This is a genomic window from Streptomyces palmae, assembly GCF_004684805.1.
Taxonomy (GTDB): Bacteria; Actinomycetota; Actinomycetes; order Streptomycetales; family Streptomycetaceae; genus Streptomyces; species Streptomyces palmae.
The window spans coordinates 1-12,605 of the sequence record NZ_SRID01000195.1 but is presented as its reverse complement, the minus strand read 5'-3'; the positions used below and the strand labels follow the sequence as shown (position 1 = coordinate 12,605).

The following is a 12,605-nucleotide window of genomic DNA, read 5'->3' as shown; positions in this document are numbered from 1 at the left end:
GAGCCGCCCGCCCCCGAGCCGCAGCCGGCCCACGGCCGCCCGCCGGGTGGGGGTGCCCCCAGGGACGCGGGTGACAACCCTTGGCACCCCCCGGCGCCGCCCCGCTAGGGAACGGCGACGCGGGCCGCCCTCGCCGCTCCGGTGGGCCGTCGGCCCGCGGCTGATCCGGTCGGGGGCGTGGAGGCCCGGTCGTTCGCGCGGGGCCCTCAGGTCACCAGGCCGTGGCGGTAGGCGAAGACCACTGCCTGGACGCGGTCGCGGAGCTGGAGTTTGGTGAGGATGCGCGACACGAAGGTCTTGACGGTCTCGGGGCTGATCACCAGGGTCGCGGCGATCTCGCTGTTGGACAGGCCGTTCGCGACGAGGCGCAGTACCTCCAGCTCGCGGGGGGTCAGCGGGGTCTCCTGCGGGGTGCCCCCGGTGGGCCGGATCCGGGCCGCGTACCTGCCCACGAGCTGGCGCGTCACCTCGGGATCCAGCAGCGCCGCGCCCGTGGCCACGGTTCGGATCCCGTGCAGCAGCTGGGCGGGCGGTGCGTCCTTGAGGAGGAACCCGCTCGCCCCGGCGCGCAGCGCCTCGTACACGTACTCGTCCAGGTTGAACGTGGTCACCACGAGCACCTTGACGGGATGCGGCACTCCGTCGCCGGCGAGCAGGCGGGTGGCCTCGATGCCGTCGAGCAGCGGCATGCGGATGTCCATCACCACCACGTCCGGCCTCAGCCGGCCGGCCAGGTCGACCGCGGTCCGCCCGTCCCCGCACTCTCCGGCCACCTCGAGGTCGGGTTGCGCGTCGATGATCGTCACCAGGCCGGTGCGGACCAGTACCTGGTCGTCGCAGACCAGGACCCGGATCGGCTCGGTCACGACGGGCTCCCGGTGGGTATGCGGGCCTGCACGCCGAAGCCGCCCCCGGTACGCGGGCCCGCGCTGAAGGCGCCGCCCAGGACGTCGACCCGCTGACGCAGACCGTTCAGGCCCCGTCCGCTCCCGCCGGGGGACGCGGCCGCCGAGCCGGTCCCGTCCGTGACGACCTCCACGGTGATCTCCTTCACTCCGTAGTGCACGTGAACCGACGTCCGGCTGCCGCGGGCGTACTTGAGGGCGTTCGTGAGGGCCTCCTGCACGACCCGGTAGGCCACGAGGTCGGCGCTGCCGGTCGACGTGGCCGGGGTGCCCTTCTCGGTGAACTCCACCGGCTGTCCGGCCGTGCGGGTCTGCTCCACGAGCGTGCGGAGCTCACCGACCGGCGCTGTCCTGTCCCCGGTGCCCTGGTCGGGGTTGAGCAGGTCCAGCAGGTGCCGCAGGTCGGCGATGGCCCGTCGGCCGGTGTCGGACACGGCGGTCAGGGTCGCGTCGAGGCGTTCGGGGGCGGCGGTCAGATAGCGTGCCGCCTCGCTCTGCACGACCATCGCCGTCACATGGTGGGTCACCACGTCGTGCAGCTCGCGGGCGATCCGGGCGCGCTCGGCGGCCAGGGTGTCCTCGGCGACGCGGCGGCGGCGTTCGGCCTCCATGGCGCGCGTCGAGCGCAGCCGCACACCCACACCCCACGCGAGGGCCGTCGCGAGGTAGAACACCGCGAACTCCTCCACCGTCTCGGTCCCGCCGAGCCTGTGGAGCGCGAGTGCGAGCAGCACGTACGCCACGGAGAGGGCGAGTGCGGTGGGGCGCCGGCGCCGTTCCAGGTGCGAGCCCGCGCTCAGCAGCGCGATGGGCAGCGCCGTACCGGCGAACGAATGGTAGGCGCGGAGCTGGTCGAGGGCGAAGCCGAGCGAGACCAGGGCGACACAGGTGGCCGGGGCCCGGCGGCGCAGGGTGAGCGAGAGGCCTTCCAGGGCCGTCGCCACCAAGGCCCACATGTCGAGGGGGCGGGAGGGCAGGCCGCCCAGCTGGGTCCCCGCGTTGTGCAGGGCCGGCACGAACGACGGGGCGAAGAGCAGCAGTGCGAGCGGGAGGTCCCGAACCGTGACGTCCAACGTCCGCCAACGGTCCGGGACCCGCCGAAGATCGATCACCGGGGGAGTGTAGCGACGGCGGGCACCCGCTCCGCATGTCCCCGGCTGGGCACCAGACAGCCGCGCCTGCGGGCCACCAGGAGGAACACGATCGCCGCCAGCACGCACATCACCAGCGCGTACGGGCTTCCCTCCGGGCCGAAGTCACCGCCGGTGGCCAGCGCCGGACCCGTCGTGACGGAGTCCAGCAGACCGTGGGTGGACCCGTTCCCGGAGACCTCGGTGCTGAAGATGCCGGCTCCCGCGAAGTTCCAGCCGAAGTGCAGGCCGATCGGCACCCACAGCTTGCGGGTGGCGATGTACGCGGCGGTCAGCATGCCGCCGGCCTCGATGGCGACGGCGACGGCGCCGTACAGGCTCGCGTCCGGGTTGGACAGGTGATACGCGCCGAACAGCACACCGGACAGCGCCATCGCCCACCAGGTACCCGTGCGCTCCTCGACGACCCGGAACAGCACGCCGCGGAAGAGGAGTTCCTCCGTCACGGCGGCGGCCGCCATGAACCCGAGCAGGCCCGCCGCTCCCGACGCCGAACTCCGGCCGGTGACCTGGAAGTACCCGAGGAAGGCGAGGTTCGCGACGACGGAACCGAACAGTGCGAGGCCCAGCAGCGTCCCCAGGCCGAGCCCCGCCGCGGCGCCCTTCCGGTCCAGTTCCGTGACGGCCCGGCGCTCGGTCCGCCGCACCACCCATCCGTAGGCCAGCACCGCGAGCACCGATGTCACCGTGCCCAGGGCCAGGGTGAGCCACGGATTGCCCTCCTGCACCGCGGCGACCGCCTGACCGCCGACCATGGCGACCACCGCGACGGCCGACAGCTGCCACACCAGTCTCACGCATCCCCCTTCACCAGTCCGCGGCCGGAGCGCCGCGATGTGCCTCGACGCTATGAATCCGGCGGTCCCCGCGTCGTCACCCCCTGGTGGACACCTCCGCGTAGCTCGCACGGGGGACGGGCATCGGAGCCTGTGGCGGTGCGGAGTCCAGCGACCCGGCACGGTGCGGTGACTCGGGCGGCGCTGTCGCTCAGACGCGGAACACGGAGCCGATGAACTCCGCGAGGAGCCGCTCCTTCAGGCGCGGCGGCAGCGCGTCCAGCAGGGCGAGCACCGGCGCCATCCGGGTCGGCAGCCCGTGTCCCCGCCCGTCCTGTCCGTCGCGCCGGTCCTGTGCGCCTCCTCCGCTGCCCAGTCCGGCGAAGGACAGGAAGCCCGCCACCTCGTCCGGGGTGAGGGCGTCGGGGTCGAGGCCGGCGGCCAGTTCGGCCAACCCCGGGTCCACCACGACCGGTTCCAGCGCCCGCGCCGAGGCGAGGGAGTCGGCGAGGTCGGCGAGCAGCGCCCCGACCCGGTCGACGGTCGCCGGGGTGAGCGTGAGGTGCAGGTTGGGCGGGAGGCCGCCGAAGGAGAGCTGGGGCTGGAGGTACCAGCCGCGCTCCCGCATCTCGTCGGCGACGTGCAGCACCAGACTCAGGTCGGGATCGCCGCCGGACCCGGTCACCGTGAAGGCGACCAGGCTGCCCGCCGGTTCGCCCAGCACCCGTATCCCCGCGGTCGCGCGCAGACCGGGCAGCAACTCGGCGGCGGCGAGGGCGACCTGCCGCGCCAGCTCGGTGTACCCGTCCTCGCCGAGGTGGCGCAGCACCGCCCACGCCTGGGCCAGCAGCCCGCCCGACTTGGTGCCCTGCGCCGTCGGGTTCACCACCGGGTAGCCGGGCCAGCCGGCGTGCGCGAAGTACTGATGGCGCCGCAGCTCCGCGTCCCGGTACAGGACCACGGAGGCACCCTTGTCGGCGTAGCCGTACTTGTGCAGGTCCACCGAGAGGGACGTGACCCCCCGCACCGTCAGGCCGAACGGTTCCACCTCACGCCCGGCGCGGGACAGGAACGGCAGGAACCAGCCGCCGATGCAGGCGTCGACATGGCAGAGCACACCCCGTTCGGCGGCGGCCGCCGCGATCTCGGCGACCGGGTCGAGGACGCCATGGGCGTAGGACGGCGCCGACGCGACGACCAGGGCGGTCCGGTCGGTGATCGCGGCCGCGACATCGGAGGCCACCGCCTGGAACGTCACCGGGTCGACCGGTACCACCACCGGCTCAAGGCCCAGGTAGTGGGCCGCCTTGTGGAAGGCGGCGTGGGCGGTGGACGGCAGCACCAACTGGGGTTGCGTGACGCCGCGTTCGGCGCGAGCGTGATCGCGGGCGGTCTTCACGGCCAGCAGGATCGACTCGGTGCCGCCGCTGGTGAACGTGCCCTGGGCCCCGGGCGCGCCGAGCACCGCCGCCACCGCGCCGACCACGTCGTTCTCCAGCCGGGCCACGCTGGGGAAGACGGTCGGGTCGAGCCCGTTGACGGTCGCGAACTCCCGGTACGCGGCGGCGGCCAGTCCGTCCACCTCGGGCAGGCCGGGATCGTAGACGTAGGCGAAGGTCCGGCCGCCACGGGTCGGGGCGTCGGCGGCGCGCAGCTCACGCAGCGCGGCCAGCAACTCGCCGGTGGGGCGGCCGGCCGAGGGGAGTGCGGGGCCGGCCGTGGTCATGGAGGCCGGGGAGGGCTCGATGGCGCCGGACGCGGAAGTGCTCGCGGACTCGGCGGAGGTGGCGGCTTGGCTGGATTCAGTCGGCACGACGGCTCTCTTCCTGGGTACGGGCGGGCTCGGGCGGTATCGGGGTGCCCTCGGCTGCCGTGGGATCGGCCTCGGATCGCACGGGGACCGTGTCGGGCACGGCGTGTCCGGTCTCGGACGCGGCGGTGTCGTCCGCCGCGAGACGGGTGGATTCCCGGCGGTAGCGGGCGAGGAGGAGGAGTGCGGCAAGGGAGAGGACGGCCGGCAGCAGGCTCATTCCGGCGGTGATTCCGGTGAGGGCGGCCGAGGGCTGCGCCACTCGCTCGTCGGCGTCGGACGAGCGGAACCCCGTGACGGTCAGGACCAGCGCGAACAGGGCCGGTCCCAGCGCCATGGCGAGCGTCTCGGCCGCGGTCCACAGCCCGGTGAAGGTGGCGGCCCGCCGGCGCCCGGTGCGCCGGGTGTCCGCGGCCAGGGTGTCCGCCAGCATGGTCAGCGGCAGCAACTGGAGCCCCGCGTAGGCCACTCCGACCAGGGCCACGGCCGCGTATCCGAGGGCAGGCGCCGTGTACGGGGTCAGGAAGAGCAGCGCGGCGGCGCCGGTGAACAGCAGCGAGGCGCACCCCTGGGCGTATGCCGTCCCCCGGGCGCGGGCGAGCCGGTTCCACACCGGCATGACCAGCACGAGCGGGCCGATCATGCAGACGAACAGGGGGGTGACGGCCCCAGCCGAGCCCAGGGTGTATGTCGCGAAGTACTGGGTCCCGGCCAGCATCACGCCCACCGCGAGGGCCTGCACGGCCCACATCCCGGCCAGCGCGGCGAACGCCCTGTTCTCCCGCCCGGCGGTGAGCTGGGCTCGCAGCGATCCCTCCGCCTCACTGCGGGCCACCACCGGCGCGTGACGGGTGGTGCGCCAGGCGCCGAACATCCCCGCGCCGAGCACCGCGCCGATCACGACGCCCATGGTGCGGTAGCCGGCTGGAGTGTCCCCGTTCCGGTGCGCGAGTGCGGGCGCCAGCGCCCCGGACACCAGGATGGCGGTACCGAGGAAACCGACCCGCCAGCCCAGTACCCGGCCTCGCTCCACGGGATCCTCGGTCATCTCGGCGGGCATCGTCACGTACGGCACCTGGAACACGGCGTACGCGGTGGCCGCCAGCAGGAAGAACACGGCCACGTAGACGGCGGCGGCGGTGCCGTGCAGCGGAGGAGCGGCGAAGATCAGCGCGAAGAGCGGCGGCAGGGTCACCGCGCCCGCGAGCAGGAACGGCCGGCGCGAACCGCCGTGCGCCCGGCTGCGGTCGGCGGCGGCGCCGACCAGCGGGTTGACCAGGACGTCCCACGCCTTGGGCAGGAAGACGGCGGCACCGGCCACCACCGCCGGCACGGCCAGCACGTCGGTCAGGTAGTACAGCAGGATCAGACCGGGGACGGTGCCGAAGGTGCCGGTGGCGAAGGAGCCCAGGCCGTACCCGATCCGTACCGTGCGGGGAAGCGGTGGGCCGGCGGGTCTGCCGGACGGGGCGTCAGCGGAATCGCGGGCGGTCGTCTTGGTCATGGGTCGCGTTCCAGGGCTGGTAGGGGCCGGCAGCGGACGAGGACCGGGCAGGGACGGGGCGGTCGGTGAGCGGAGACTTCATCGGCTCGTGGACCGCCGCGGTCGGCGGCGCCGGTGGTCGACGGTTCGCGGATGGCGGGAGCATGCCACACGGTCGTGCGGCTGCGGCACTCCCGCGACAGCAGTGGTTCGCGTCGCCCGGGAGGACGCTGCGGACGCGGTACGGCACTCGACTCCCCGTCCGCCACAGGCCGGTTCGGCACGCGGCCCCACCGCACCTGTGTCGGATCGGCGTCACCCCGCACACCGGGCCCGAAAAAACGATGGCGCCGGGTCTTCGCCGCATCTATTGTCGTTATCGCTCTCCGCAGCGACCGGTGATCGGTGCGGATCGGTATTGATCGAGGATTTTGGAGGTGTGACCGATGGCTGTCTCCGTGATGGGCCTTGCCCGCGTCCAGCAGTTCGCTCCGTTCACCTCCGTGGCCTCCGGCTGACACCTCTCTCCTCTTCCGCACGTCGATGAACGTGCGCTGCCGGGGCCGCCCTTCGAAGGGTTTCCCTTGACTCTCTCTGTTCCGTCTTCTCTTCCGGCTTCCTCGCACCCGCTCGCCGCCTACGGCTGGGACGAGGACTTCGCGAAGAGCTTCGCCCCCCACGCCCGGCAGGGGCTCACCCCCGGGCGCATCACCCGCGTCGACCGGGGCCGCTGCGATCTGGCGGTGCCCGACGGGCCGGGCGTACGCACCGTCTCGGCCGACGCCGCGCTGGTCGCCACCGGCGATCCGGTCAACGTCATGTGCACCGGCGACTGGGCCGCCGTGGACCTCGCCGAGGGGTACGTCCACGCGCTGCTGCCGCGCCGTACCGCCTTCGTGCGCTCCACCTCCTCCAAGCGCTCCGAGGGCCAGATCCTGGCCGCCAACGTCGACCACGCCGTGATCGCGGTCTCGCTCGCGGTCGAACTCGACCTGGGCCGGGTGGAGCGCTTCCTCGCCCTGGCCTGGGAGAGCGGCGCCCAGCCCCTGGTGGTGCTCACCAAGGCCGACCTGGTGCCCGATCCGGTCACCCTCGCCCACCTGGTCGCCGACACCGAGACCGCCGCCCCCGGCGTACAGGTGCTGCCGGTGAGCGCGGCGACCGGCGAGGGACTGGACGTCCTCAGCGCCGTCCTGGCCGGCGGCACCTCGGTGCTGCTCGGCCAGTCCGGCGCCGGCAAGTCCACCCTCGCCAACGAACTGCTCGGCGAGGAGGTCCAGACCGTCCAGGCCGCCCGCGACGTGGACGGCAAGGGACGGCACACCACCACCACCCGCAACCTGATGCTGATGCCCTGGGGCGGGGTGCTCATCGACACCCCGGGGCTGCGCGGCGTCGGCCTGTGGGACGCGGAGAGCGGCGTCGCCCAGACCTTCGCGGAGATCGACCGGCTCGCCGCCGACTGCCGCTTCCACGACTGCGCTCACACCAGCGAGCCGGGCTGCGCGGTGCTCGCGGCCATCGCCGACGGCTCGCTGCCCGAGCGCCGGCTGGACAGCTACCGCAAGCTGCTGCGCGAGAACCAGCGCCTGGCCGCCCGCAGCGACGCCCGGCTCCGCGCCGAGATGCGCCGGGACTGGAAGCAGCGGCAGGCACTGGGCCGCCACATGCTGGAACGCAAGGGCCGCCCCACCCGGTAGCCGGCGGGCCCCTGCCCCGGCAGGGGCCCCCCACGCGGTCGGGGCACCCATGGTGCGGCAGGGGGGCCCGCACGCGGTCGGCGGGCCGGAGCCCCGGCCCGCCGACCGGCGATCCCCTATGCTGCGACCGTGCTGCTATGGATCAACGGTCCGTTCGGAGTAGGCAAGACCCAGGTGGCGTACGAGCTGCACCGGCGGCTGCCCGGCAGCTTCGTGTGCGACCCGGAGCACCTGGGCTTCGGCCTGCACCGGATGCTGCCCCGCCCACTGCGCGGGGACTTCCAGGATCTGCCGCTGTGGCGGCAGGGTGTGCGCGAGACCGTGGACACCGTGCTGCGCGCACACCCCGGTCCGGTGCTGGTGCCGATGACGGTGGTGGAACCGGCCTACTTCCAGGAGACGGTGGGCGCGCTGCGCGAGGCCGGGCACCAGGTGCACCACTTCGCGCTGCTCGCCTCCCGGGAGACGGTGCTGCGCCGGCTGCGCGGCCGGGTGACGCCGCTGACGCGTGGCGACAGCTTCGCCCACCGGCAGCTGGACCGCTGCCTGGCGGCGCTGCGGCGACCGGAGTTCGGGCAGCACGTGCACACCGACCACCGGACCGTACCGGACATCGCCGAGGAGATCGCCCGTACCGCCGGCCTGGTCCCCACCCCGTCGACCGACGGGCGGCTCACCCACTTCCTGCGCCGCGGCTGGGTGAGCGCCCGCCACATCCGCTTCGGCTGACGGCGACCCTCCCGCGTGGTGGCCGTGGCCGGGATGTGGTGGTGGGCGTCCGCGTGGTCGGCGCGTGGGTGGGGTTCGGGTTCGACCGGGAGTGGTCGTCCGCAGGGTGCCGGCTGCCGGGGGCCTGCCGGCGGACGCCGTGTGGTCGTACGCGTGGGCCGGGTTCGGGTTCGACGGATGGTGGTCGTCCGCCTGACGTCTGCCGCCGGGGCTTGCCGGCGGACGCCGTGTGGCCAGGGGCGCGGGTTGGAGCGAGGATGGCCGCCATGAGCGCTGCGACGGAACGGTCCGACTCCGACGGCTACGACGTCATCGTCCTGGGCGCGGGCCCGGTCGGCGAGAACCTGGCAGATCGCACCCGCGCCGCCGGCCTCACCACGGTGATCGTGGAGAGCGAACTGGTGGGCGGCGAGTGCTCCTACTGGGCGTGCATGCCCAGCAAGGCCCTGCTGCGCCCGGTCATCAGCCGCGCCGACGCCGGCCGACTGCCCGGACTGCGCGAGCGGGTCGGCGGCCCGCTGGAGGTTCCGGCGGTGCTGGAGCGCCGGGACACCTTCACCTCGCACTGGCAGGACGACGGGCAGGTGGACTGGCTGCGGTCGGTCGGCATCGACCTGGTCCGCGGCCACGGCCGGCTGGACGGCCCGCGGGCGGTCACCGTGGAGTTGCCGGACGGCGGCCGGCGGCGGCTGACCGCCCGGCACGCCGTCGCGGTGTGCACCGGAAGCCGCGCCGCCCTGCCCCCGCTGCCCGGAGTGGCCGAGGTACGCCCCTGGACCAGCCGCGAGGCGACCAGCTCCAAGACGGTTCCGCGGCGGCTGGCGGTGGTCGGCGGCGGGGTGGTCGCGGTGGAGATGGCCACCGTCTGGCAGGCCCTGGGCGCGGCCGTCACGGTGCTGGTGCGCGGCCAGGAGGGCCTGCTCACCCGGATGGAGCCGTTCGCGGGGGAACTGGTCGCCGAGGCGCTGACCGAGGCCGGCGTGGAGATCCGCACCGGTGTCTCGGTGACCGCCGCCCACCGCCCGGCCCCGGACGGCCCGGTGACCCTCGGCCTGGACGACGGATCCGAACTGGTGGCGGACGAGGTGCTGTTCGCCACCGGCCGGGCCCCGCGCACCGAGGACATCGGCCTGGACACGGTGGGCCTGGAGCCCGGCAGCTGGCTGGAGGTGGACGACAGCTGCCGGGTCACCGCGGTCCCGGACGGCTGGCTGTACGCCGCGGGGGACGTCAACCACCGCGCGCTCATGACGCATCAGGGCAAGTACCAGGCCCGGGTGGCGGGCGCGGCGATCGGCGCCCGGGTACGCGGCACCCCGCCGCTGGACACCGGCCGCTGGGGTGCCCACTCGGCCACCGCCGACCACGCCGCCGTACCGCAGGTGGTCTTCACCGATCCCGAGGCCGCCTCGGTCGGACTCACCGCCGCCCAGGCCCGCGACGCCGGACACCGCATCCGGGTGGTGGACAAGGACCTGGCCCAGGTAGCGGGCGCGGGACTGTACGCCGACGGCTACCGCGGCCGCGCCCGCATGGTCGTCGACGAGGACCGCGGCCACCTCCTCGGCGCCACCTTCGTGGGCCCCGCGGTGGGCGAGCTGCTGCACTCCGCCTCGGTCGCGGTCGCCGGCGAGGTCCCCCTGGCCCGCCTCTGGCACGCGGTGCCCTCCTACCCGACGATCAGCGAGGTGTGGCTGCGGCTGCTGGAGGCCTACCGCGACGGCGAAGGCGCGGGGGCGGACGGCTGACGGGGCGACGGCTGCCCGGTCGGGTACAGGGGACGCTCCCGGCCGGACGCCTGGGCAGGCGGACGACCGGCCGGGCACCCGCGCGGCCAGGCGATCGGGCAGCCGCGCAGTCAGGCGGTCGGGCAGTCGGGCAGTCGGGGGGTGGATAGCCGAGCAGTCAGGCGGTCGGGCAGTCGGGGGTGGACAGGCGCGCGGTCAGGCGTTCCAGGCAGGCGGGCGGGTAGCCAGGCAGGCGCACAGGCGCACAGGCGCGCGGTCAGGCGTTCCGGGGGCCGTTCGCGTAGGGGCCCGGTCGGGTCAGCGCCCGTCCCGCTACAGGTCCTGACTCCGGGACACCCAGCCGCGTTCGTACGCGTGCCAGCCCAGCTGGAGCCGGGTGGTCACCCCGACCAGCTCCATCAGCCGCTTGACCCGCCGCTGCACGGTCCGCAGCCCCAGGTCCAGCTGGCGGGCGGTGCTCGCGTCGGTCAGCCCGGCCAGCAGCAGGGAGAGGATCGCCAGGTCCGTGGCGTCCGGCCCCAGCGACTCCGCGTCCCGAGGCAGCGCTTCCTCCTCGGCGTCCGCCGGGCAGGCCGGCCCGTACGGCGCGGCCTCGCTCAGCCGTATCGGTATGGCCGCGCCCCACACCGCCTCGAACAGCGACAGCAGCGCCTCCAGGAGGCCGCTGGCGTGTACCACCAGGGCCGCCGGCTCGGCGGCCCGTACGGTCAGCGGCACGATGGCCAGCGTACGGTCGGCTATCACCACATCCGTGGGCAACCGGTCCGCCACCCGCAGGCTCGCCCCGGGCCCAGGGACCCGTCCGCCCGGTCCCAGCGGTCCGGCCAGTGCCGCCCGCTCGACCACGACGCGGTGCAGCACGTCCCCGGCCGCCGCCGGCCACGGCTCCGGAGCCGCCCCCGCGACCAGCGCACACACTTCCTCGGCGGCGCCCCAGCGCAGTTGGGCGAAGCGTTCGGCCACCGGTCCGGCGCCGGTGACCACCTCCAGCGCGCCGTGCTCGGCCGACCCGTCCGCGCGGTACTCCTTGTCCAGCAGCAGCGCCGCCCGCTCGGCCCGCTCCAACTCCTGGCGCCGACTGCTGAGCAGTGCGCCCAACGCCACCCCGGGTGGGGCCGCCACCCAGTGCCCGGGATGCACCGGGGAGCGCGCGGCCAGCCCCCGCAGCTCCAGCCGGCGCAGGGTCGCCATGGTCTCCGCCGCCGGCGAGGTGAGCCGGTCGGCGAGCATGCCGACCTCCGCCGAGCCGAGCGCGACCAGCGCCCGGTACGCCGATTCCTCGAAGTCGTCCAGACCAATGGCCCCCAGCACTCGCACCCCTTCCCACCTGTGGCGCCTCATCCTCGCACCGGTCGGCGGGTAACGCAGGAGGGTGGTATCTCACATGCACGGTTTCCGTATCGGCCGGAGTGTGGACAATGTGGGCATGAGCCAGCAGGGGGAGAGGCCCAGCCGCGAGGACGACTGGTGGCGCGAGCTGTACGAGGCCGACACGGGCGACACCGGCCCGGGGCGGACGGGCGACTCACTGGAGGAGCGTCTCGACTCGGCGTTACGCGCGGTCGGTGGCCCGCCGCACGCCGCGCCGCCGCGCCGGGGCACCGCCCTGGACAGCGGATACCGGACGGTCTCCGAGCACCGGTCGCCCGCCCGTCCGCCGAGCCTGGGCAGACCACGCGAGCCGGAGCCAGAGCCCGTCGTACCCGAGCCCGCGCCGCCCGAGCCCATGGCACCGGACACCGTCCCGAGCGCCGAAGCGGCCCCGTGGCCCGCGCCGCCCGAGTCCCTGAAGTCCGACCCCGCGCCACCTGGGCCCGCACCGAGCCCCGACACGATCGGGTGGCCCGAGGTGCTACCCAAGCCTGCTGCGGAAGCTGACGCGGCGCCGGAGCCCGTGCTCGGCGCCGACGCGATCGCGTGGCCCGCGGCGCCCGAGCGCGTGAAGTCCGAGCCCGTGCCGAGCGTCGACGCGACGGGGTGGCCCGAGGTGCTGCCCGAGCCCGTGGCGGGAGCTGACGCCGCGCCGGAACCCGCGCCGGGGACCGATACGCCGCCCCACCCTGTGCCGAGCGCCGACGCTGCCCCCTGGCCCGCGGTGTACGAGCCCCTGCTGGATATCGATGCGGCGCCGGAGCCCGCTCCGAGGACCGACACGGTTCAGGAGCCCGCCCCGTGGAACGACGCGGCCGACACGACACCGGAACCCACTCCGGAATCCGACGCGACGCGGGAGACCACCCTGTGGACCGACACGGTTCCGTCACCCGCACCGGGGACCGGCACGACACCGGAACCCACCCCGC

At 74.5% G+C, this 12,605-nt stretch carries 9 protein-coding genes and 1 pseudogene; 4 read left to right on the top strand and 6 right to left on the bottom strand.

Translation table 11 applies throughout. The annotated features are described in order from the left end of the window. Positions 1 to 206: 206 nt before the first annotated feature. The 5 genes from E4099_RS19750 to E4099_RS19730 form a co-directional block, all read right to left on the bottom strand. Positions 207 to 866, bottom strand: a complete 660-nt coding sequence (locus tag E4099_RS19750) for a response regulator (RefSeq protein WP_135340418.1) — start codon at positions 864 to 866, stop codon at positions 207 to 209. Further along, positions 863 to 2,017 carry a sensor histidine kinase gene (locus tag E4099_RS19745; protein ID WP_135340417.1) on the bottom strand — a complete coding sequence of 385 codons (1,155 nt, stop codon included), beginning with the start codon at positions 2,015 to 2,017 and terminating at the stop codon, positions 863 to 865. Before E4099_RS19745 ends, E4099_RS19750 begins: the two co-directional genes overlap by 4 nt. After that, positions 2,014 to 2,853, bottom strand: a complete 840-nt coding sequence (locus E4099_RS19740) for a CPBP family intramembrane glutamic endopeptidase (protein ID WP_135340416.1) — start codon at positions 2,851 to 2,853, stop codon at positions 2,014 to 2,016. Before E4099_RS19740 ends, E4099_RS19745 begins: the two co-directional genes overlap by 4 nt. Before the next feature lie 190 nt (positions 2,854 to 3,043). After that, the gene (locus tag E4099_RS19735) at positions 3,044 to 4,558 is read right to left on the bottom strand and encodes a pyridoxal phosphate-dependent decarboxylase family protein (RefSeq protein WP_135340419.1); all 1,515 of its coding nucleotides are present in this window, start codon (positions 4,556 to 4,558) and stop codon (positions 3,044 to 3,046) included. A gap of 76 nt (positions 4,559 to 4,634) precedes the next feature. Continuing rightward, positions 4,635 to 6,146: an MFS transporter gene (locus E4099_RS19730; RefSeq protein WP_135340415.1), complete on the bottom strand. Its 1,512-nt coding sequence runs from the start codon at positions 6,144 to 6,146 to the stop codon at positions 4,635 to 4,637. A 563-nt stretch (positions 6,147 to 6,709) separates the two neighbouring features. On the opposite strand from E4099_RS19730, the gene rsgA reads away from it, so the two are divergent. The 3 genes from rsgA (at position 6,710) to E4099_RS19715 (ending at position 10,302) form a co-directional block, all read left to right on the top strand. Beyond that, positions 6,710 to 7,825, top strand: a complete 1,116-nt coding sequence (gene rsgA / locus E4099_RS19725) for a ribosome small subunit-dependent GTPase A (protein WP_245245007.1) — start codon at positions 6,710 to 6,712, stop codon at positions 7,823 to 7,825. Positions 7,826 to 7,954: 129 nt separating this feature from the next. After that, positions 7,955 to 8,554, top strand: a complete 600-nt coding sequence (locus E4099_RS19720) for an AAA family ATPase (protein WP_135340413.1) — start codon at positions 7,955 to 7,957, stop codon at positions 8,552 to 8,554. Between the two features lie 266 nt (positions 8,555 to 8,820). Then, entirely contained in the window at positions 8,821 to 10,302 is a 1,482-nt protein-coding gene (locus tag E4099_RS19715) for a dihydrolipoyl dehydrogenase family protein (RefSeq protein WP_135340412.1), read from the top strand. Positions 10,303 to 10,614: 312 nt separating this feature from the next. Here E4099_RS19715 and E4099_RS19710 read toward each other — a convergent pair whose 3' ends face one another. Next, the gene (locus E4099_RS19710; protein ID WP_135340411.1) at positions 10,615 to 11,613 is read right to left on the bottom strand and encodes a helix-turn-helix domain-containing protein; all 999 of its coding nucleotides are present in this window, start codon (positions 11,611 to 11,613) and stop codon (positions 10,615 to 10,617) included. A gap of 583 nt (positions 11,614 to 12,196) precedes the next feature. Here E4099_RS19710 and E4099_RS33680 point away from each other — a divergent pair. Beyond that, a pseudogene (locus tag E4099_RS33680) lies at positions 12,197 to 12,605 on the top strand (hypothetical protein); the annotation flags it as partial.